The organism is Paenibacillus oceani (genome assembly GCF_014705615.1).
Taxonomy (GTDB): domain Bacteria; phylum Bacillota; class Bacilli; order Paenibacillales; family NBRC-103111; genus Paenibacillus_AB; species Paenibacillus_AB oceani.
This window is the reverse complement of sequence record NZ_JACXJA010000042.1, coordinates 1-22,896: the sequence shown is the minus strand read 5'-3', so window position 1 is coordinate 22,896 and position 22,896 is coordinate 1. Positions and strand designations below refer to the sequence as shown.

Sequence of the window (22,896 nt, the reverse complement as noted above, 5' to 3'; positions counted from 1 at the left end):
GCGACCTCCATGCGGTAGTGGTGACGGCCTCCATCGTATCAGGCTCCTACTGGCGTCTTAGAAAAGCGTCGATCAGCTCGCCGACGCTGACTTCATCCAATTGTTCGGCGACCCGGTCCGCTTTCGTTTTTCGGCGGAACGAGCCGGTGAGCACGATTTCGAACGTCTGATCTTTGTTGATCAGGATGGATTCCACGGATAAAGCGTTGGTAAGCAGTCCGGCGACAACGGCAATCTGCTGGGGAGTGAGCTTGCCGAACCCATTCGATTTTTTTCCGTTGCCGCTTCTTTTGTCTCCGAAGCCGTTCCGGCACGATTTGGGCATGGTGCTCACCTTCTTTTGTTGAGTTGGTTTAGGATGTGATCAAGTAAGTACTACGATGGAGGATCCGTCATCAGTCTCATTATTCTCTTCTTCGCCGAGCCCCAGGAAAAAGGAAACAACGATAACGGCTGCGACAATCAGCGCGATTTCCCTTTTGTAATCGTCTTTTTTCTTCATACGGCGGCCTCCGTTGCATGGCATTATGAGTATTATAAGAAAGAACGCTCCCGCATGTTCCAAAAATTTTGGGACGCCCGTTGACTTTGGTTTAGGCGGTATGCTATATTAATTCTTGTCGCTGATGACAGCGTCAATTGAATAAGCGGTCATGGCGGAATTGGCAGACGCGCTGGCTTCAGGTGCCAGTGGTAGCAATACCGTGGAGGTTCGAGTCCTCTTGACCGCACCACCCTAAGAATGAACTAGCTCTTGAATCTGTCCTTGTGACGGTTCAGGAGCTTTTTGCATAATTGGGATTTGCAAAGTGTTGCTCATGACCTGCGCCGACGAAATCTTTGAACTGTAGTCCAGATGAGCATATATTTATATGTTAGCCGCCGTGGAATAATGGCTATGCCCGAGCCATTCTTGAATTTCTTTCAGGCTTACACCATTTGCAAGCAACAAGCTTGCACAACTGTGGCGAAGATCGTGGAAACGAATCCGACGCATGACGTGTTTTTGGAGAACGAGTGGAAAATGTTGTGTATTATATCCCGGCTTGATTCGATCTCCCAGCTTGTCCACGGTGATGTTATGCGGAGATTGCTGCTGCAATTGATGAATGGCCAAGATATGATTTTTGAGAATGGTGTCTGCTTCAATCCTTGCGCCTCGCTCAGCCGATGCGTTGAGCGACTTATTTAATTTATATTTTTATAACGATTTTACAGCTTCATTACAACTTGATCTAACATCCAATACATCCAAGTGATACTCTAACATTGTCCGAGTATGGTTGGTTTTTCCTGTTTTATGTTATTCCATTTAGTCAAAGCATATTGTATTCCTTCCGATGCCGAGTAACCTCCAAAAATTGACACCGGGATCTCCTTCGACAATAAGTCCAGACTCTGTTAAGGTATTTGATAAGCAAGTAATATCTGACCTTAAATGTTTTTGGACAGAGAACTGGATTTAATATCGAAAATCAATATGCCATGTTTGCTAAGTGAAATTTAGAAGCAGTCCCTATGAAAAAACTGGGGTGCTTCTTTTTTCGTGGATAATACGGTATCCCGTGTAACCGTTTGTTTTAGATCAGACTTGAAACCAACAATTAAACGTTTGATTATCGTACATACTCAGTAACAGAGTATAAAATATTAAGTCAGGAGATCTATAAAAGATGGGAAAGAGAATATTGATCGTCGAAGATGATCTTCACATATCCAATATCATTAAAATGAATCTAAACCTCGTAAACTATGAAACAACTGAGGTACATGACGGAATGGCGGCGTTGGAAGCGATAGAGCGAGAGAAGTGTGATCTTATCCTGCTGGACATCATGATTCCGAAGCTGGACGGCTTTGCTCTGATGGAAAAAATACAGCCCTACCGCATACCAGTTATTTTCCTAACTGCGAAAAACTCCGTATACGATAAGGTGACCGGACTTAAACTGGGGGCGGATGATTACATGGTCAAGCCCTTTGAAGCAATCGAGCTCTTGGCGCGGATTGAAACGGTGTTACGTAGATACGGCAAAGAACAGACCGTGATGGAGTTTCATAACGGTCAAGTCACCCTAGACAAACGAGAGGTGACCATCTTTGGCGAGCCGGTTGAACTGACACCGAAAGAATACGATTTGCTGGTTGTATTACTGAAAAACAAGAACATCGCACTCTCACGGGAGCAGATTATCGATAAAGTATGGGGCATTGACTATTACGGTGAAACAAGAACGGTCGATATGCATATCAAATCGCTGCGCAAAAAGCTTCAGCTTCAGGACCATATAAAAACGATCTATAAAATCGGTTACCGGCTGGAGGATTGATTGATGAAGTTTTGGCAAAAAATTTATTTGTTTTCAATTCTGTCCTTTGTTCTTATTTTTAATGCGGCTTCCATAATAGTCATTGAGCAAAATCATAGCAAGATGCTGCGGCAGGAAATCAATGGCACATTGAGCGAGAACATGAACATTCATTCTAGCGTCGATGCGATTGTTCCGATTTTCCGCATCTATGATTCCATTGATTACGAGAAAGTCGTGTTAACGAACATCGCCAAAGAATTTGTCGAGAAGAACGGTGACCAACGCACATATTTGCAAATCTTGAACGAAAGCAATATGGAGATTTTCAACAATACCGACTTTAAAATGCCGGTGCATCGTGAGGAATTGGACAATCTGGCTGCTGATGAAGTCAAATATATTTTAAGGGATATCGACGAGCGTACGCTATTATTTACAATAAATATAACGGATATTAATCGTAAAAGCTACGTGTTCACCTATATGAAAGACATTACTCCCTTATACCGGGAGCGTGCGGACCAGTATCGTTTTTTCGTTAAAGTGGATATCGCCACATGTTTTATATATTTACTTGTTATGTTTTTCGTAAGTAGAGGGCTGACGAAGCCAATCAATCACCTCAACCGCACGGCTCAGGTCATTGCAAAGGGCGGTTTTTCGGAACGTGTTCATTTAAAATCGAAGGATGAAATAGGCATTCTCGCAAGTAACTTCAATGCAATGGCCGTGGTTGTCGAAGAGAAAATCAGAAATCTGGAGCGGCACAATCAAGAGAAACAAAGATTCATCGACAATTTTGCCCATGAATTAAAAACGCCGCTAACGTCGATTATCGGATATGCGAATTTCCTGAGGACGACCAAATATAACGAAGAGCAGTTTCTAGACGGGTTGGATGTTATTTACTCCGAGGGGAAGCGACTGGAGTCGCTTTCATTGAAGCTGATGGACTTGATTTTACTTCAGGAGGACCATTATCAGATGGAGGAGTATGATTTGGGGGCTATCATCACAGAGATCCAACCCGCGCTAGAGATGAAAGCCAAGGAGAAACAAGTTACGATTGTCACTTATTGCGAAGAGGGCAGATTGCTGCTGGAGAAGGATTTGATAAAAATCATGATCTTCAATTTAGTAAACAATGCCCTCAAGGCATCTGACGCAGGGCAAAGTATTACGATTCGTACTCACTGGTACGGTAGCCGTTACGTTCTTGAAGTAATCGACCAAGGCATCGGTATTGCCATAGAGCATCAAGACAAAATTTTCGAACCGTTCTACATGGTGGATAAAGCTAGAACGAGAGCCAACAATGGAGCTGGCTTAGGCCTTTCGATATGTCAGGGCGTGGCGAGCATACACCATGCCGTCATTGAAGTGAGTAGTGAAGAGAATCAGGGCACGACGATCGGAGTCATCTTCGATCAGAGGGGGCGAAAGGCAGGGTGAAGCAATGAAAAAGCTCAGCGTACTTATCGTATCAGCGGCGTTCATGATCTTGACGACGGGGTGTGGGACATTCTATAAAACCATCGAAAAAGATACCGTCATGGTTAAAAAAATAAACAATGAGGACAAAAGGAGTGAAGTGCAACACGAAGGTGCACTCTCTCAAGATACTGCGAAGACGCTAAGTGTCAAAGCGGTCAACAAATATTTTAACGAGAATTTCACGGTAGACGAATTCAAGTTTGAGTTGATGGTGGTAGATCAGAATAAGCTGAAAGACACAGTTGAAAACAGTGTTAATTCACAGCAGAATCAGAAAGATAAGGAGGATTTCGAAACGGAGCTTAACAAAGTTCCTGATGGCCTATTTTATTTGACACTAACCGATTCTTCCAGTCGCGATGGAATATATGATGTCGTCTTGAATGCAAGAACCGGCGATGTACTAAAAATCTTTAAATACCCTAATGCTAACGGTAGTAAAAGTATAGACGGAAGTGAGTCGATTGATCAAATAAAAAAAACTGCCAATCGGTTTATTCAAGGAGAGGGAAGTTATGCCGTTTCTGATCTAACTATGGATCTTCGAACGATTCGCTCATATTGGGCGGAAGTGTATTATAGGAGCAACTATGGCAAATCATTGAAATATCATGTCATTGTTCAATTAAAAGATATGCAAGTGTTAGGATTCAACAAGGATTTAATGGCGATGCTCAATTATTCTACAGGGATAACATACTATCAATACTACAGGTACTACAATTATTAACCAGACAGAAACTAGTTGCTAAAGCAACTAGTTTTTTTACGCTGTTCTGACTAAAAACGTTAACATTAAAAGTTCATTTCTATCACGTTAATTGACTGGTGAAAAAAGTGATTAGGAATTTACAAATCCATTACAACTCTATCTTACTTATCATATATTGAATTATTATGCTGAATGTATACCCAAATACACAAAATCTTCGGGAATGGAACCCCGATTCACAGAGTATTGCAGGCTATTTTCAGAGGACAGATTAGGAGGAGTAAGATGGTTGGGATTGGAAGAGAAAATCAAAACAAACGAGCTAATAAAAAGAAAGCATGGATATACGCTTCGATCAGCATTGGCGTTTTATTATTGGGCATCTTCAGCCTCTTTAGCTATCAGGCCATTGGGGCCATCAATACACTGAATATTTTGGATAAACCGAAAGACACGATACCGATCGGACAGTATAAGGAAGATGAATCAATGAAACCCGTCAAATGGGAAGGCACTGAACGAGTCAACATCCTGCTGATGGGGGGTGACAATCGAGGGTTAAAGGAGAACGATAAGGCTCGTTCGGACTCTATCTTACTTGCAACTTTTGATCCTGTCACAAAAAAAGCTCATCTGCTGTCCATTCTGCGTGATACCTACGTCAGGATTGAAGGTCATGGCGAGGAACGAGTCAATACGGCGCTTGCACTAGGCGGACCGAACCTTGCGATGAAAACAATTGGCGATTTGCTAGGCCTTGACATTCAATATTACGTCTATACTGATTTTGAAGGATTTAAATCGCTTATTGATGCGTTAGACGGGATCGATTTCTACGTTGAGAAAGACATGACCTATACCGATAAAGCCGATGGCAGCCGGTACGATATTCACCTCAAAAAGGGGCAGCAAAAATTGGATGGTGATAAAGCGTTGCAATATGTGCGATTTCGTCACGATGCAATGAGCGACTTCACCCGTACCGAACGGCAGCGCAACCTGCTGTCGGCCGTAGCCGATAAGTTGAAATCCGGTCGGAATCTCATGAGGATGAAGCAAATATTAGAAAGCGTGGCGCCTTACATCAAGACGAACCTGGACATCTTTGACATGTTGAAACTGACTACGCTCGGTGTGGAGAGCCACATGGCCGGCTCCGCGCAAGTTCCACCGATGGATCTGATCGACGGCAAGTCAGTAAGCGGCGCCTCTGTCCTAAGTGTGAAAAACAACGAGAAGCTTCGTGCTTATGTGCAGGAAATGCTGTTGAAAGACGCCGAGGTTAGCATAAACAGCGGCGGCAACAACGACACTCACTAGTTACAATTTGTCTTTATTACGAAGTATCGGCTGGGTTCAAAAATTTACAACTTCATTACAAGTCCATCTCACTTATCATATTTTCGCGTACTATACTAGTTCACATCCTTCGATATTTGACAAAAATCTGAAGAACGCCACTTCCACCGGCCATCGTTAAAAACTACTTTATTAAAAGGGAGGGTAGATGAGATGTCATTAACGATGGGTAGATTGACTAATATTCATCCAAACAAGCCTCTTAATGTAATGAAATACAAACGACGCTATATGCCGGGACTAGATGGACTCAGGGCTCTAGCTGTTCTCGCTGTCATTGCTTACCATTTTAATTGGGGCGTGGCAACGGGGGGACTATTGGGAGTCGGCATCTTCTTTGTACTCTCTGGCTACCTCATAACGGATTTGCTGATGGAAGAGCGTAAGAGGAAGGGTCGAATCAACATGAAACAGTTCTGGTTGAGGCGCATGTACAGACTGTTGCCGGCCATGCTGTTTATGCTGTGCATTCTAACCGTCTATCTTACGATTGTTGATCCCGGAAGGCTTTCTTCGATTAGCGGGGATATTTGGTCATCGTTAACATATACGAACAATTGGTATTTAATTTATCATAATGTATCCTACTTCGAAAGCTTTGGACCCCCTTCACCTATCGGACATCTTTGGTCGCTCGCTGTGGAGGAACAATTTTACTTGATATGGCCGTTGCTGCTCATGATATTGATTTCTACTTTAGCCCCAACGCGTGGCAAACTTTTTTTTCTAATACTTGCGGGAGCAGCAGTCTCATTCGCATCGATGGTACTTTTGTATGAGCCAGGCACAGACCCGAGCCGTGTTTATTACGGAACGGATACGAGGGCTTTTGGGCTGTTGATTGGAGCAGCACTTGCAATCGTATGTCCAAGCCACAAATTTGCTGAGCCATATTCGCGAAAAGGAACCGCTAGGGTTAATTTTTGGGGAGTTGTCGGTCTCTGTATCGTGACGTATATGTTGACAAAGACAGGGAAATACGATGAATCATTATACCGTGGCGGCATGGTCATCCTCTCTTTAGCATCTGCATTGGTCATTGCGGCTGCGGCGAGTCCGTTCAGTGCAGTAGGCAAACTGCTTGCATGGAAACCCCTTCGCTGGATCGGAAAACGATCTTATGGCATATATTTGTTGCATTTTCCGATTATTGTTTTAACCGGTCCAGCAGATCCAAACGCAAATCCGAATCTGATTCTCCAGTTAGCCCAACTGACGACAACTGTTATACTAGCCGTATTGTCTTATAGATTTGTGGAGGAGCCCATTCGAAACGGCATGACAAACCCATTAAGGAAAGAGGTTAGATATATGGAAAAGTCAAAACAGATCAAACGTTTATTTTTGCTGTTTTCCTTCGTTATGACAATCTTCATTTGCGTAGCTTGTGCACGAGCAGAAAGTGAAAATTATGGATCTTCTGAACTGAGAGAATCCGAAACAAGCGAGACTTCTGCCGAAAATACGAAACAATCTGAATCGGCACCATTGAATAACTCAACATCGATGTCGAGCAGTAACGTATCGCAAGGTCCAAAGTCACCACCCAATGATGAGAAGTCCTCTAAGTCAACCGTAGAAATTACAGCAATTGGTGACTCCGTGTTGACCGGAGTAGCGCCTTACCTGAAAGAATTAGTACCCAGCATCAATATAAATAGTAAGGTAAGCCGGCAAATGTCTGAAGCGAAGGATGTCGTTGAACAACTCGATTCGAAAAAGAAACTGGGGGGTACTGTCATCGTTGGGCTTGGCACGAATGGCCCATTTTCTTCCGAAAAACTCGAAGGACTACTCAGTACCTTCGGTAAGAATAGGAAAATCTATCTCATTAACACCCGTGTGCCACGAGACTGGCAGGACTCAGTAAACAAAACATTGGCTGATGCTGTCAAGGGGCGTTCCAACGTCACATTGATCGATTGGCATTCGTTTAGTGCCGACAAACCTGAATGGTTCACAAAGGACGGTGTTCACCTGCAATCGGAAGGAGCTAAGGCGTATGCATCACTTATTGCTAAGTCAATACAGTCTAGATAGCAATAAATTGTTTTTCGAAATCTGCCAGCAATAGTGGAATAAGGAAAGCAACCACTACTTGCAAGGAATTGAAGAACACTTAATGAAATAACTATTTGAGGAGGAATGCTAATTGTCAGTCAATATCAAGTTTTCGGACGAATCCGGCAGTAAAAATAATACAGGAGCAACCATCAATGATGTAGCGGATTCCAAAAACAACGGATTGAAAGACAAGGCGGTTTTAGGCGAACCACGGGGGTCGGGGCGTCTCATGGCGCTTGATGCAGCGCGGGGGTTAGCGGTCTTAGGGATGTATTTGCAGCATTTCGCATCGAATGAAACGATTTCTGCGATCGTTTCCGGGAACACGACGCTGCTGTTCGTGCTCTGTGGCGGGATTTCTTACTCGATTATGGCGCAACGCATGAAGGATCGAGAAACGGAGACGACCACGTTCCGGGCACGGATGCTCGCTCGTGCGGTGTTCATTGATGTGATTGGGTATCTGCTCATCCTTCTAAATACTCCGTACGGGGTAATCTTGCCCGCCTATGCGGCAATGTTCGTACTGGCATTGGTGCTGATTCGACATTCGACGCGCGTGCTCGTTACGACAGCAGCCGTTTTGACCGTGGTTGCCCCACCACTGATGATTCTTGGCATGAGCGTTCTATCGGGAGCGTACCTCCTTGATGATATCGCGGGCGGTCCGATGTCCGCGCTCGCACTTGCTCCTGCTTTCGTCGCCGGTATGGCGATCGGGCGCCTCGACCTCACCAAGGTACGTACCGCACTCTCACTCGCGGTAGGTGGTGGTATCATGCTCGCCGTCGGTAAGATGCTGGGCGTTTTCATTATTCCCGGGCTGAGCCGTTCCTTCGACGGGTGGCTCATTGGCCTTCAAGACACTGTCAGTGCCATGCCGACCCTGCCGGATCCGAATGCAATCTGGCCGCTCAACGGTGAACCTCCGCTGTGGAACATGCTTCTCTGGACATCTCCCCACAGTGCGTCGACGTTCCAGACGGTGATTGGGCTGGGGATCGCATCACTCGCGCTGGGACTGGTATGTCTCGTGCCGAAGAATACCTCTGTAGTGTTAATGCCTTTCGCAGCTGTCGGACGCGTGGCATTGACGATGTATGCGGCTCAATTCGTCGTGATATGGTCTCTCAAACTAGCGGGGATAGAATATAGTGTTGGAGGGATTCCATTCGGTGACCTTCTCGTCGCGGTTTCAACGCTGTTGACAGGGTGGTTGATCTCGCGCCTTCCTATCGGTCCTCTCGAGTCATTGATGAGACACTTCGATCGCGCGTTCAGCGATTCCCGAATAGCGCCGTACTCGAAAGGACGTTCATCCTCGACGACGGCCACGGGTCTTCAGCACTAGTGCAATGATCGCCGGGTTACCCTCTCAAACCACACCAAGATGACAAGCAGGCACGCCAGTGAGAGGGCGTGTCTTTTTGTCATTTGAAAATAATAAGAGGTGGTCGATTTATGAACGAACAAACAAGTTTTTCTGTAGAGATAAATGACCTGATCCGTAAACTGATTCCCCATATTGAGAATCCCGATCTGAAGGAACGGGTCAAACCCGCCGGCTGTATGTATCATCGAACGGAGAGCGGTTTTTATTGTTATACATGCCCGCGGCTGAACGATGAGGATTGGGAGATTCGGCGGCGGCTGCACAAGGCGAAGCGGAACGTCGGCAAGTAAGGCGCGGATTCGATAATCGTGCATGCAGGTTTGAGGATTTGTGTATTTGCATTTGAGGATGATCTTGCTATACTATTAGATGAGAATGATTATCGTTGTCGTTTAACTGAGGCGAGAACTTCGCTGCCGGGAACGGGGCGCGCCTTCGGCCGCAAATGTAGGGAAAATGACGACTTCGTAAAGAGGAAGGGATGGCGGCGGTACGTGAGTGCAAACAGGCAATTGTGCATCGGATTTTCTTTATCGGCAACCTGGATGAAGGGATATAGCTGGCGGCGTCCGGACAGCGGCGTGGAGAAGATGGATTCGATCGATTATTATATCGGGCTGGCCCAACTGGCGGAGAAGGCCAAGCTCGATTTTCTGTTCAGGGCCGATTATTTGTATATCAGTCCGCAAATGCTGGGCGATTCCGCCAATTTCGGCAGTTCCGATCCTACGCTAATGTTTGCGGCGATTGCCCGCGAGACGGAGCGGATCGGTCTGGTTACGACGGTCTCCACCACCTTTAATCCGCCGTTTGTCGTAGCCAGGCAGCTTCAGTCCTTGCACTGGCTTAGCAAGGGGCGGGCAGGCTGGAACATCGTGACATCAATTGAAGGAGCGGAAAATTTCGGTGAATCGTCGATGCCTGCCCCTCCGGTGAGGTATGCGAAGGCAAAGGAAGTTTGGAAGGCGTCTTTCCGTTTCCCTACACAAGGGGGTTACGTGATTACGTGGACGTCTGGTTGGCGGGTTGGCTGGCCGGCTGATGGAACGGCTGGACCCGTTTCGTTCGCACGCTCGCTACCAGGCTGAGCAACACCAAGGCGAGATTAAACATCATGGCAGCGGTGATTCCGGCCTGCATGGACATCCCGCCGGTCTGGCTCAGGGCGACGATCGCGCCGCCGATTCCGACCGCCACGCCGGGCGTAAACGAGTCGGCAAACTGCAGGCTGCCGGAAACTTGCCCGGACTCCCCCTCCTTGGAGAAGGAGAACGCCACGGTTCCGCTCGTCGTATGAGCCAGGCCGATGCCGATGCCCGCCACAATCTCGCCGAGTATCGCGAGCCAAATGTTAAGCACAGGCACCCAAGCCATAATTCCGATCCCGGCGATCATCAACAGAATGCCGGCGATGATCCGTTTATTCCGGCCCCGTCCTTGATCCGCCGCATCCCAGCGGGCTTGCAGAATCGCCACGATACACCAGCTTAGCGCAGCGCAGGCCACGATAAGTCCGGCTCTGTCCGCCGCCAATCCTTTCGTATCCGTTAAGGCGAGCACCAGGAAGTTCTGCGTACATACATAAGCGGCGAAAAATAATCCGCGCGAGGCGATCAGGGAAGACAGTCCTGCGTGAAAGATCAACGTTCCGGACGGAAGCAGCTTGCGGAGAGGCTGCGCCATAAGAGCGAGACCGACAATCAGCAGCGTGATCCCCAGCGCCTTGGGCAGCATGCCTAGGCCGCTCAGAAACAGACCGGTGCCGATCGCCAGCAGCACGGATAGCCCGATAACGCCCGTTTCGTTTTTCTCTTGAACGACGGGCATCTTGAGCTTGCGGAAAACCGGCAAGCTGAGGAGAACAGCCAGCAGCAGAAAAGGAAGAACCCCCCAAAAAACGAACCGCCATGAAAAATGCTGGGCGATCAGGCCGGCCACATAAGGACCGAGCATCGATGGCAGCACGTAGGCTGTACCGAGAGCACCCAATATTTTGGCGCGCAGCTCATCCGGGTAGCTTAATGAAATCGCCGTATATATGCAAGTGTACATAGCGCCTGCGCCGAAGCCTTGCAAGGCGCGTGAGCCGATCAGGACATACATGTCAGTAGCGACGGCCGCGAGCACGAGACCGGCAGCGAACAATAAGATGGCGATCGTAAATAACGAAGCGGGACCTTTCCGGTCGATTTGCCTGCCGATAACCAGCGTGCCGACGATTTGTGCGAGCAGATAAGCGCTGAATATCCATCCGAACAGATGGATTCCATTCAGATCGCCGGCAATGGCCGGGGCGACCGTCGTTACGGCCAGCCCCTCGAAGCCGATTGTCATGGCGGCCAGGATGATGCCGATCGATAATGCCAGATAACGCGGGCCGAAAATGCTTTGCGCAGAAGACAACCTGTTCACCCTCCATCCAGTATTCTGGGGTTTCCTGTATCCGGATACTTTCTAAACAAAGATCTTTACAAACAAAATATACCTGGATTTTGACTTTGTCAATATTTTTCTTTATAATCTAGATAGTGAGAAAGTTAAAAAAGATTGGAATGAGACCCAATGAAACCGCACGCTAAAGATGGAGCCGAACGAACAAGAAGAGCCATTGTCAAGCTTCTCAAACAGAATGGATCTATGGATGCCCATCAGTTGGCGGTCCAGCTTGGGGTTACCGCTATGGCTGTGCGGCAGCATTTGTATGATTTGCAGGAGCAAAAGTTGGTCACATTCACGGAGGAAGCCAGAGCGATGGGGCGTCCGGCCAAGATGTGGACGCTTACTTCCGAGGCGAATCGGCTGTTTCCGGACGGGTACGCGGATCTTACGGTCAGCCTGATCGAATCGATGAAAGAAGCGTTCGGCGACGAAGGGCTGGAGAAGCTGTTGGAGATCCGCAATCGCAAGCAGGTGCTCGATTACCGGAACAAGGCGCCGGCGGATCTTCCGCTGAAGGACAAATTGGCAGCGATCGCCGAGGCCCGGACGGCGGAAGGGTATATGGCGGATGTTGTCGAGAATGCTGACGGTTCCTATCATTATGTGGAGAAGCATTGTCCGATCTGCGAGGCGGCCAAGGCATGCACCAATCTGTGCTTGAAAGAATTGGAGATGTTCCAGGACGTCCTGGGGAACAAGGTGGAGATTACCCGGGGCGAGCATATCATAAAAGGCGACAACCGGTGCGTGTACAGAGTGGTACCCGAGTAAGCGAGGTTTTGTACATAGGTTCTGAACGGATGGCCTTGCGTAGCCGAATAGGAGCGGTTTGTACCCTCTATTTTGTGCAAACCCGCATGAATAGAGGAAATAAGAGCGGTATGGAGTCGCTAAAACCGGCGAAAAGGGTGCAGACGCGACGAGTTGGCTGAAATAAGGGGTGCAAACCGCTTCTATTCGTTTCGTTTTGTGGAAAAGGCCGAAAATAGAGGTTGCGAAAAACTCTTATATGGATTAGAACCCGCGCGCATATGTTTTGGCGAAGGCGGACACAACCTGCACGCAAGCAAAATGTTTTCGAGCCGCGTCTAGCGTCGAGTTGGTCGGATGACCGGTTCCATGCCCGCGGGCAGGCGGAGGATGCAGCCGTTCACCCTGAAATTGAAGTTTGGTGACGAGCTGACTTGAATTTCATATTTAATGAAGATTTAAACATGCTTTAATCCCGCTTGCCGGCCGTCTCCAGTACAATGGAGTTGCTCCCGTAAGGAGGAGAACCTTCATGGATCATCGCATGTTATCTATAAACGAATCGCTGCTCGGCAAAAGACTGCGTCAAGATATGTTCTCGCAGGAAGGCGCGCTCGTGCTGCCGGCCGGGACCGTTCTGAATAAAATTCACTTGGAAACGATAACCGGTCACGGACTGAAGCTTCCTGTAAACGATGTGGAAGAAGTCGGACCGTATGCCGATCTGTCCGTCGGAGGCTCGCATCACACGGAGATCGAAGAAGCGGTCGGCATCGTCCGCGAAGCGTTCGAGCAGATGCGTCTTTCCAGACAAATCCCGCTCGCCGGCATTCGCAGCCGGGTCATTCCGCTGATCCGTTCGTCAACCAGGCAACTGCACCTGTTCCAACTGCTGGCCACGCTGCAGGCGAAGGACGATTATTTGTACCGGCACAGCGTGGCGGTCGGGGCGATCTCGATGCTGCTCGGCAAATGGCTGGAGCTCGGCGAGGCGGAACTGCTGCAACTGACTACAGCCGCGATCCTTCACGACGCCGGCATGACGCAGATAGCGTCCGAATTGCTGATCAAGCCGGAGAGACTGACCGAGGACGAGTACGATACGATGAAGCGGCATACGCTGCTCGGGTACGACATGATCAAGAAGACGGTCGGGGCGACGCATCGGCAGGCGGCCGTAGCGCTTCAGCATCATGAGCGGATCGATGGCAGCGGTTATCCGTTCGGACTGAAAAGCGGCAAAATCGATCTGTTCAGCCGCATCGTAGCCGTTGCCGACGTTTTCCACGCCATGTCGTCGAAGACGGAATACCGCAACCCGTCGCCAGTATACCGGGTGCTCCAGCAGATGGAGAGCCATGCGTACGGGACGTTCGATCCGGCAGTCGTAGCCGTTCTTATCCGGAAATTTATGCAGGCGCTGCTCGGTTACAAGGTCATGCTCACGGACGGAACGGAAGGCAAAATCGTCCTGATTCATCCTCATCACCAGACGCGCCCACTCGTTCAGACGAACGACGGTTTCATCGATTTAAGCAAAGACTACAACACCCAGATCGAGCAGGTTCTGGCCCGTCATGAGACGGAGGCAGAGTCCAACCTGCAGGCAGCGGCTCCCGGAAGCGGATCTTGATCCGTTCCGGGTTTTTTTGCGCTTTACCGGCCAATCCGGTATGATGATAGCAACCATTTTCTAGGAGAGGGGAGAAAAGATGTTGGACGATCGCCTGTCCCGCCCGGTTCTGTGGGCATTAATAGCGTCTAGCGTCCTCTGTGCGGCGATGGTCGGCCTGCGTATCGCTTATACGGGCGAGGGGACGTTCAGGTGGCTGATTGTTCCGAATCTGCTGCTGGCCTGGATACCTCTTGCCGCTTCCCGCCTCGCTTGCCGCACGTTGGCCGGCGGCCGCAAGCCCGGCCTGCTTGCTGCGGCGTGGGGGCTTGTCTGGCTCGCTTTTTATCCGAACTCTTCTTATATCGTGACGGACCTGATTCATCTGAGCTGGGCGAGCGATAAGACGACCTTGTACTTCGACTTGTCGGTGAACATGCTGGCCGCGATGCTGGGCTGGTTTCTCGGGGCGATCTCGTTGTACGGGCTGCACCTGGAAGTGCTCCGGCGCTGCGGGGCGGTTGCGGGTCATCTGTTCGCGGGTGTTGTCCTGCTGCTGGGAGCGGTCGGCGTCTATCTGGGACGCGTGCTGCGCTGGAACAGCTGGGATCTGGTGACGCGACCCTGGAGGATTGCGGTCGATTCGATAGAGATCGTGCAGCGGCCGGATGCGCTGCTGTTTATATTCGCATTCGGCTTGTTTACGGGAGCCGTGTACGCCGTTTTTTATCATGTGGCGAGTCATCCGCGGACGGGACGATAAGATGATCGATCAGCCTGACAAAGCGCGCTTTACTTCGCCAAGTCGGTTCTCTATAATGGAAAAAAAGATAGGAAGGCGATTGTTCCAAGCGTCAGCACCCCGTTCGGGGTGTTTTTGCTAGACGAAAGCGAATGGAGGACGGATGACTTCCGAACGGCTTCGCAGGAACAATCGCGGGCGAACCGGAAAGCTGGTTATCGGTACCAGACACTCGTATATAAAGGATGGAGAACAAGATGAGAGAGTATAAACAAACGGTGGCGGCCCTGGTTGCCTCGGCGATGGAAGGCTTGGACGCCGCCGCGATCGAGTCGATGCTGGAGGTGCCGCCCAATGCGGAGATGGGCGATCTGTCGCTCCCTTGCTTCAAGCTGAGCAAGGCGCTGCGCCAATCGCCGCAGCAAATCGCCGAGCGGCTCGCAAGCTCGCTGCCGCAGCATCCTTCGATTGCGGAGACAAAGGCCGTATCGGGATATTTCAACGTATTTCTGGACAAACGTTCGTTTGCCGCGGATGTGCTCCGCGCAGTAGAGCGTGACGGAGAACGGTTCGGAGCGAGCGAGCTGGGCAAAGGCAAAACGATCGTGATCGATTTCTCCTCGCCGAATATCGCCAAACCGTTCCACGTCGGCCATCTGAGATCGACGGTGATCGGCAATGCGTTGTACCGGATTCACCGGTTTCTTGGTTTTGATTGTGTCGGGATTAACCATCTGGGCGACTGGGGAACGCAGTTCGGCAAACTGATTACCGCCTACAAGCTATGGGGGGACGAGCGTCAGGTCGAGGAAGGCGAGATCGAAGAGCTGATGCGGCTGTACGTGAAGTTTCACGATGAGGCGGAAGCGAGACCGGAGCTCGAGGACGACGCGCGCGCCTGGTTCGTCAAGCTGGAGCAGGGCGACGAAGAGTCGCTGCGGCTGTGGCGCTGGTTCAAGGAGATCAGCTACAAGGAATTTAACCGGATCTACGGGCTGCTTGGCGTCACGTTCGATTCAGATGCAGGCGAAAGCTTCTATAACGACAAGATGGGCGCGGTCGTCGACGAGCTGAAGGAGAAAGGGCTGCTGGAGGAAGACCAGGGCGCTTATCTCGTCCGGCTCGACGAATATAACATGGCTCCGGCGCTTATATTGAAAAAAGACGGAGGCACCTTGTATCATACGCGGGATATAGCGGCTGCGCTGTACCGCAAAAAAACGTACGATTTCGACAAGGCGATTTATGTGACCGATTATGCGCAAAATCTGCACTTTGCCCAGTGGTTCAAGGTCATCGAGCTGATGGGCTACGACTGGGCGAAGCGGCTCGTGCATGTGGCGTTCGGGCGCGTCAGTCTCGAAGGCGTCCGCTTCGCGACGCGCAAGGGCAACGTCGTGCTGCTGGAAGATTTGCTGCGCCAGTCGATTGACAAGACGCGGGAAATTATCGACAGCAAAAACCCGTCGCTCGAAAATAAAGATGAAGTCGCGCTGCAGGTTGGCGTCGGCGCAGTTATTTTCAACGATTTGAGCAACAACCGGATCAAGGACATCTCGTTCTCCTGGAAGGACGTGCTCAACTTCGAAGGCGAGTCCGGTCCGTACGTGCAATACACGTATGCCCGCGCACGCAGCGTTCTTCGCAAGGCGGAAGCGGCCGGCGGCGGTCCTGCGCCTTCGGTCGCAGAAATCGACGCGGCGCTGCTGGCCAACGCGGAAGCGCAGCAGGTGCTGAAGGAGCTGGCGGCGTTCCCGGATAAAGTGATGCAGGCGATGGAGAAGCTGGAGCCGTCGGTCGTCAGCCGTCATCTGATCGATATCGCGCAAAGCTTCAACCGGTTCTACCACGAATGTCCGATTCTCGTGGACGATCCCGGACTTCGTGCGGCGCGCCTGGCGCTTGTGCGCTCGATGTGCACGGTGTTGCGCACCGGTATGAGCCTGATCGGCATGCAGTCGCCGGAGCGCATTTAGCTCGCATTTGCCGCAATGTTTTTGCTGATCAAGAAACGGTGATCACGCAGGCTATTATAGGGGCTAAGGCAGGGTGACTTGCTGAGGCTAAGCTTGGCTCTCCTGCTTTCTTTTGTACAAACAGCTCGATTGATTGAACAGTCGGCCCCATTTGCGGGGCCTTCTTTTATTTGTTCCGGCCCTGTTTTTTATAACAGGAGCAGCTAAAACTTTTGTTGCTTGCAAACGCATGTTCTGGTAATCTTTGTATGGGAACAAATGTTTGGGAATGGATTTTGCCGATGGTCCCGATTATGCCCCATTTCGCTGTATTCTTTCGTTAGATTAGGAACGGCGGAGAAGCTTCGACTTAAGTCGTAAAACTACCCGATTACATGTTGTTTATCAAAGATTTTTTCCCTTTTCGGATCGGCGCAGACGTTGTATGATTGGTGTTATGTACCAAAAAAATTCCAATTTGCAGGGATTTGGAGAGATGATGAGGACACTTCCAAACGAAATGGTAACCGTACTTGCGCAGAACCGGAGAACGGCGGACGAGATCGTCTACTGGATGGTCTGCGACCGGACGACGGAAGGCAGCTTCGTGGATACGTACTTGCTGCTCAGCCGGGAATCGTTGACGATGGTGTCGAGCGGCGGGCAGCCGTCCCAAGAGAAAAACTACAAAGGGTTCGTCCGGAAACAAAAGGACAAAGCATCTCTGAAAACGGTCTCATCCGGACCGTGGACGATGGAATCGATCCGGCTCGATCAACTGGATGCCGTGTCGGTCGTCAATCTTGTCGCTTCGGGGATGATCGTTGTCAAGGAGGAGGGGAAGGAAAAGGTTGTCGCCGCTTTTACGAACGAGCATATGAGCCGTGCGGCGAAGCTGACCACGCTGTTCAAAAAGCTGAAGAACAACGAGGAGATCGACAGCCAGGAATTGGCGGAAGAGGAATCGGCGTCTTGTCCGAAGTGCGGGATGATCTACCCGGATAAAGGCCGGAAGGTATGCCCGAAGTGCATCAAGAAACATGCGATCTTTACGAGACTGCTGTCGTTTGCGGGGAAGTACAAGGTTTCGATCTTTTTCATCGTCCTGTTTATGCTGCTGAACTCGGGCACGGGACTTGTCATTCCTTACTTGCAGGGGACGGTCCTGTTCGATCAGGCGCTCGGAGGAGAAGGGACGTTCGCCGGGAAAATCGGTCTGGTCGTCCTGCTCATTGTCGCCTTTCGCACGTTGTCGCTGCTGTTCGGCGTGTTTTTCGGGATGATTATCGCCAAAACGGCGGCCCTCGTATCGTTTGACCTGAAGTCCAGCGTGTTTTCGTCCATGCAGCGGCTGTCGCTTAACTTTTTCCAGAGAAAGCAGACCGGACAGCTGATGACCCGGGTGAACAACGACGCGACTGAGCTCCAATATTTCTTCGTTGACGGGCTGTCGTATTTTATCGTCAATGCGATGAATATTATCGGGATTACCGCCATATTGCTTGTTATGGACTGGAAGCTAACGCTGCTATGTTTCCTGCCGCTGCCGATCGTCTTTTATATCGTCCGCAAAGTGTTTCCGAGGCTGTGGAGGCTGTCGTGGAGAAGGCACCGGAAGGTGAGCGCGCTGAACTCGATCATCAGCGACACGATCCGCGGGACGAGGGTCGTCAAAGCGTTCGGCAAGGAGCAGCAGGAGATAGAGCGCTTCCAAAAAGCGAACCTGTCGTTTTCGCACGCCGAGCAGACGGTCAACAAGATGGGCGGAACGGTATTCCCGGTACTGAACCTGCTCACGCAGACAGGCGGAATTCTGATCTGGGCGTTCGGCGGCTGGATGGTGATGAAGGATCAGTTTACGTTCGGTCAAGTGCTGACGTTCGTCAATTATATGTATATGCTGTACGGCCCGATTCAGTTTATGAACAATATCGTCAACTGGTGGTCCCACTGTATGTCGGCGGCCCAGCGCATCTTCGAGATCCAGGACGCGGTTCCGGAAGTGGCGGAGAAAATGGACGCCGTCGAGCTGACCGAGATGAAGGGCGATATCGTCGTCCGGAACGTCGTTTTCGGCTACGAGCCGAACAAGGCGATTCTGAAAGAGGTGTCCATGCACGCGAAGCCGGGCCAAATGATCGGAGTCGTCGGCCATTCCGGAGCGGGCAAATCGACGCTCGTCAATCTGATCTCCAGACTGTACGACGTCAATGAAGGCGAGATCCGGATCGACGGCATCAACGTGAAAGATATGACGACCGCGTCGCTTCGCAAACATATCGGCATCGTCTCGCAGGATGTCTACGTGTTCTCGGGAAGCATCGCCGAGAATATCGCTTACGCCGATCCCGAATGCACCGTAGACGATATTATTTATGCGGCGAAGATTGCCAACGCCCACGATTATATCGAGAAGCTGCCTGATGGCTACGATACGATTATCGGAACAGGGGGGTACAATTTGTCCGGCGGCGAGAAGCAGCGGTTGTCGATCGCGCGCGCTATCCTTCATAATCCGAAAGTGCTAATACTCGACGAAGCGACGGCTTCGCTGGATACGGAGACGGAGCTGCAAATTCAGGAGGCGCTCGATTCGCTGATCAAGGGCAGAACGACGATCGCAATCGCGCACCGGCTGTCCACGCTGAGAAATGCCGATTACCTGCTCGTGATGGATCACGGCAAAGTCGTCGAAGCCGGGACGCACGATGAGCTGATGGCGAAAGAAGGCACCTATCACGGTCTTGTGAAAAAGCACGATGAGGCATTGAAGATGAAAGAGGTGGTTATCGCATGACGACTACGACTACGGCTGCGGCTGCGGTTACGGAAGCAAGCCCGGAGGAGGAAAAAAAGGAAGAGGTGCCGATAGGCCAGGAGCAGACCGGGAGCAAAGAGTCGGATCTCGCCGATGCGGCCAAGATCCGCTACTTGACGAAAGACAACGCCTCGTTCAAGAAAACGGCCGGCAATATGCTGACCGTAACCGTCGACGGCGAAGAAACGCCTTCCGTGTACGTGCATTGCTCGTTCCCGCATACGAACAAGCGGATCTACATCTCGATCCGGACGATTGAGAATAAAGAAATCGGAATGATCCAATCGCTGGACGACTTTCCGAAGGAGACGGCCGATCTGCTTGAGGAACAGGTGAAAATCCGGTATTTCGCTCCCGAGATTACGAAAGTGGTCAAGATCAAAGAGGAGTTCGGCTACTCCTACTGGGAGACGGAAACGACCGCCGGGCTTTGCCGGTTCACCGTACGGGGCGGCGGAGGCAATGTGAAGCTGGTATCGGAAAGCCGGCTGCTCATCTCCGATGTCGACGGCAACCGGTTCATCATCCCCGATCTGGAGAAGCTGACCGACAAGGAATACCGGATGGTCGAGATGTGCATGTAGGCAAACGCAAACGCACTTCCTAAGAAAATCGGAGGCTGAAATGAACTTAAATTATACGCTCTCGCAGCAGGATATGCATGCCGCCCAGCATGCCGTCGGGGAGCCTATCGCCTATTGCGTCCCTGCCGACCTGTCTTTGAGCGGACAGCGAACGCCGGGGTACCTGGTCATCGGGACGGAGAAGTGGGCTTATGTCGAGCAGGGGCAAACTCTCTCCAGCGGCGTAATCTCATCCGGAACGGAATACAAAATCGTCCCGCTGATCGGCAATGCCGTGCTCGAAACGGTGGAAAACGGCACGAAGCGGATCATCGTCCGGGTGACGATGCAGCATGCCGCCAGATACGGGTATATCGCCAAAGTTTTGAACGATATGTCGGCCAAAAACAAGATCCGCATCTACAATAACGAGGAGGAGGCCATCTGCGTCAAGTGCGGAGGGCCTCTCATCTCCGGCACGAGAGTATGCCCGAAATGCATGAGCAAGGCGGCGGCGTTCAAGCGGCTGATCGGGGTATCCAAAGCGCACTGGCCCCTGCTCGGCCTCGGTCTGGTCGTCTTATTCATCTCCGCTGGACTGGCGCTGCTCGGACCGTATTTTCAGAAGGTGCTGATCAATTCGGCTTTGCAGCCTCCGGAAGGACAAACCGGGAGCATCCCGATGTTTTTCTACGCTCTCGCGGGGATGCTGGCCGTCCTCGTGTTCGGCGAGCTGCTTGGGATTGCCAAAAGCCGGATCATGGCCGGTGTCAGCTCGGGCATCGCAGCGGATCTGCGAAAGATGGTGTACGACAAAATCCAAAACCTGTCGCTCGGCTTCCTCACCTCGCAGCGGGCCGGAGACATGATGAACCGGATCTCGTCCGATACGGACCGGATTCGCCACCTGATTCAGGAGCTGTGCACGACCGCCATCTTCCAATTAATTATGCTGGCGTCGGCCACGTATCTGCTGTTTCATGCTGACTGGAGACTTGCGCTTGTCGTGCTGCTGCCGGCTCCGATCGTAGCTGTTCTCCATATGTACATTTGGAAATACGTCATGTGGAAGCTATTTCACAAGCAGTGGAGAATCTACGACAAATCGAGCACCTTCCTGCATGACGTGCTGAGCGGAATCCGGGTCGTGAAGGCGTTCGGCAAGGAAGAGACCGAGATCCGCAAATTTAAGAAGTACAACGGCGACTTTATGCGGGCTTCGATCAAAACCGAAAAAGTGTTCAGCATTTTGTCGCCCGTAACCAACTACTTGATCCAGCTCGGACAGTATCTGGTCTTGATGATCGGCTGTACGATGATATTGAATAAGCAGATGTCGCTCGGGGAACTGATCCAGTTTACGATGTATGCCGGGATGATCTTCGGCCCGATCTCGTGGCTGATGTTTATGCCGAGATGGGTGGCGAATGCGGTTATCTCGGTGGACCGGGTGTTCTCCGTGATCGACGAGCAGCCGGAAGTGCTGGATACGGAGTCTTCGGTCAAGCATCCGATCCGCGGCTCGATTCAGTTCCAGGACGTCATCTTCGGGTACAAATCGTATGAACCGGTGCTGAAGGACATTAACTTCGAGGTCAAGCAGGGAGAAATGATCGGTCTGGTCGGACATTCCGGATCGGGCAAATCGACGCTGATCAATCTCGTATCCCGGTTTTACGATGTGACGGAGGGGCGCATACTGATCGACGGCATCGATATCCGCTCGATTCGTCAGGAAGAGCTGCGCCAGCAGATCGGCGTCGTCCTGCAGGAGACGTTCCTGTTCAGCGGAACGATCTTCGACAATATCCGGTATTCCAAGCCGGACGCGACGTTCGAGGAAGTGATCCAGGCGGCGAGAGTGGCGAATGCCCACGACTTCATTATCCGCCTGCCGGACGGCTATGATACGAAGTTGGATGAGAACGGCAACAATTTGTCCGGCGGAGAACGGCAGCGGCTTGCGATCGCAAGGGCGGTGCTGAACAATCCGCGCATCCTGATCCTGGACGAAGCGACGGCCTCGCTCGATATCGATACGGAGACGGCGATTCAGGAAGCGCTGAAGCGGGTGACCCGGAATCGGACGACGATTGCGATCGCCCACCGGCTTTCCACTCTGCGTAATGCGGACCGGCTGCTCGTGCTAGAGAAAGGGAAAATCGCCGAGATCGGCACGCATCATGAGCTGATGGAAAACAAAAGCATCTACTACAAGCTCGTAACGGCGCAAAGAAATATGGCGAAGCCGAAAGCGGGAGCCGAGGAACGGGCGGTGTAGGCCGTTAGGTTGGGGTCGACCGCTCGCCGGCTCTCGTCTCAGGCTGCAACGCAATACCGCAAGCCGGGAGGCCGAGAGACATGGGGAGCAACTCGCGGTGCTATAGATCGGTCCGGCGTACGGCTACTATCAAGTACAACACAAAATAGAAGCGGAAGAAATGAAGGGTTTGTCCCAGAAGTATTCGTCTGACCGGGGAACGTCCCCATTTTCAAATGGAAGGACCTCAAATTCCACTGTTTCGTGGAGGCCGAGGTCCTTTTTCTTGAGGAGAATCGGTCCCAGTCCAGGTAGCGCTCGAAATATCGACAAAGTGACTTGGATGGCTGCTTTCCGAGTAGATCAGCATGTTTAGGTTTTTTAGCCGTACAAGAGTATGGATGAGGTTCCCCACCTGTTGAG

At 50.9% G+C, this 22,896-nt stretch carries 18 protein-coding genes, 1 tRNA gene and 1 pseudogene; 16 read left to right on the top strand and 4 right to left on the bottom strand.

All coding sequences use genetic code 11. The features are described from left to right. Nucleotides 1-46 precede the first annotated feature (46 nt). Both IDH45_RS25830 and IDH45_RS25825 read right to left on the bottom strand, forming a co-directional pair. Nucleotides 47-325 carry a hypothetical protein gene (locus IDH45_RS25830; protein WP_190931029.1) on the bottom strand — a complete coding sequence of 93 codons (279 nt, stop codon included), beginning with the start codon at nt 323-325 and terminating at the stop codon, nt 47-49. 39 nt (nt 326-364) lie between these two features. Continuing rightward, entirely contained in the window at nt 365-502 is a 138-nt protein-coding gene (locus IDH45_RS25825) for a hypothetical protein (RefSeq protein ID WP_190931028.1), read from the bottom strand. 145 nt (nt 503-647) lie between these two features. Here IDH45_RS25825 and IDH45_RS25820 point away from each other — a divergent pair. Beyond that, nucleotides 648-734 (top strand) — tRNA-Leu (locus IDH45_RS25820). Between the two features lie 134 nt (nt 735-868). Here the strand turns inward: IDH45_RS25820 and IDH45_RS35350 are convergent. Then, entirely contained in the window at nt 869-1,102 is a 234-nt protein-coding gene (locus IDH45_RS35350) for a tyrosine-type recombinase/integrase (protein WP_397327107.1), read from the bottom strand. 571 nt (nt 1,103-1,673) lie between these two features. Between IDH45_RS35350 and IDH45_RS25810 the strand changes: the two genes are divergently transcribed. The 8 genes and pseudogenes from IDH45_RS25810 to IDH45_RS25775 form a co-directional block, all read left to right on the top strand. Then, on the top strand, nt 1,674-2,330 hold the full coding sequence (locus IDH45_RS25810; protein WP_190931027.1) for a response regulator transcription factor: 657 nt from the start codon (nt 1,674-1,676) through the stop codon (nt 2,328-2,330). 3 nt (nt 2,331-2,333) lie between these two features. After that, a complete protein-coding gene (locus IDH45_RS25805) occupies nt 2,334-3,764 on the top strand; it encodes a sensor histidine kinase (RefSeq protein ID WP_190931026.1) in 1,431 nt (476 codons plus the stop codon). Nucleotides 3,765-3,768: 4 nt separating this feature from the next. Next, complete coding sequence (locus IDH45_RS25800) at nt 3,769-4,536, top strand: hypothetical protein (protein ID WP_190931025.1); 768 nt, start codon at nt 3,769-3,771, stop codon at nt 4,534-4,536. Nucleotides 4,537-4,803: 267 nt separating this feature from the next. Next, entirely contained in the window at nt 4,804-5,838 is a 1,035-nt protein-coding gene (locus IDH45_RS25795; RefSeq protein ID WP_190931024.1) for an LCP family protein, read from the top strand. Nucleotides 5,839-6,030: 192 nt separating this feature from the next. Continuing rightward, nucleotides 6,031-7,917, top strand: coding sequence for an acyltransferase family protein (locus tag IDH45_RS25790; RefSeq protein ID WP_190931023.1), 1,887 nt, complete (start codon nt 6,031-6,033; stop codon nt 7,915-7,917). A gap of 112 nt (nt 7,918-8,029) precedes the next feature. After that, a complete protein-coding gene (locus tag IDH45_RS25785; RefSeq protein ID WP_190931022.1) occupies nt 8,030-9,292 on the top strand; it encodes a DUF418 domain-containing protein in 1,263 nt (420 codons plus the stop codon). Nucleotides 9,293-9,402: 110 nt separating this feature from the next. Next, nucleotides 9,403-9,624: a (2Fe-2S)-binding protein gene (locus tag IDH45_RS25780; protein WP_190931021.1), complete on the top strand. Its 222-nt coding sequence runs from the start codon at nt 9,403-9,405 to the stop codon at nt 9,622-9,624. A gap of 204 nt (nt 9,625-9,828) precedes the next feature. After that, a pseudogene (locus IDH45_RS25775) lies at nt 9,829-10,290 on the top strand (LLM class flavin-dependent oxidoreductase); the annotation flags it as partial. 46 nt (nt 10,291-10,336) lie between these two features. Here the strand turns inward: IDH45_RS25775 and IDH45_RS25770 are convergent. Then, a complete protein-coding gene (locus IDH45_RS25770) occupies nt 10,337-11,737 on the bottom strand; it encodes an MFS transporter (RefSeq protein WP_223836966.1) in 1,401 nt (466 codons plus the stop codon). A 159-nt stretch (nt 11,738-11,896) separates the two neighbouring features. Between IDH45_RS25770 and IDH45_RS25765 the strand changes: the two genes are divergently transcribed. The 7 genes from IDH45_RS25765 (at nt 11,897) to IDH45_RS25735 (ending at nt 22,494) form a co-directional block, all read left to right on the top strand. Beyond that, nucleotides 11,897-12,544, top strand: coding sequence for a helix-turn-helix transcriptional regulator (locus IDH45_RS25765; RefSeq protein ID WP_190931020.1), 648 nt, complete (start codon nt 11,897-11,899; stop codon nt 12,542-12,544). A 511-nt stretch (nt 12,545-13,055) separates the two neighbouring features. After that, entirely contained in the window at nt 13,056-14,156 is a 1,101-nt protein-coding gene (locus tag IDH45_RS25760; protein WP_190931019.1) for an HD-GYP domain-containing protein, read from the top strand. A gap of 79 nt (nt 14,157-14,235) precedes the next feature. Beyond that, nucleotides 14,236-14,898: a DUF1361 domain-containing protein gene (locus tag IDH45_RS25755; protein ID WP_190931018.1), complete on the top strand. Its 663-nt coding sequence runs from the start codon at nt 14,236-14,238 to the stop codon at nt 14,896-14,898. 236 nt (nt 14,899-15,134) lie between these two features. Then, entirely contained in the window at nt 15,135-16,853 is a 1,719-nt protein-coding gene (argS, locus tag IDH45_RS25750) for an arginine--tRNA ligase (protein WP_190931017.1), read from the top strand. A gap of 475 nt (nt 16,854-17,328) precedes the next feature. Next, nucleotides 17,329-19,629, top strand: a complete 2,301-nt coding sequence (locus IDH45_RS25745; protein ID WP_223836965.1) for an ABC transporter ATP-binding protein — start codon at nt 17,329-17,331, stop codon at nt 19,627-19,629. Further along, a complete protein-coding gene (locus IDH45_RS25740) occupies nt 19,626-20,234 on the top strand; it encodes a DUF1854 domain-containing protein (protein ID WP_190931016.1) in 609 nt (202 codons plus the stop codon). The genes IDH45_RS25745 and IDH45_RS25740 overlap by 4 nt, the downstream gene beginning before the upstream one ends. Before the next feature lie 40 nt (nt 20,235-20,274). Further along, nucleotides 20,275-22,494, top strand: coding sequence for an ABC transporter ATP-binding protein (locus tag IDH45_RS25735; protein ID WP_190931015.1), 2,220 nt, complete (start codon nt 20,275-20,277; stop codon nt 22,492-22,494). Nucleotides 22,495-22,896 lie beyond the last annotated feature (402 nt).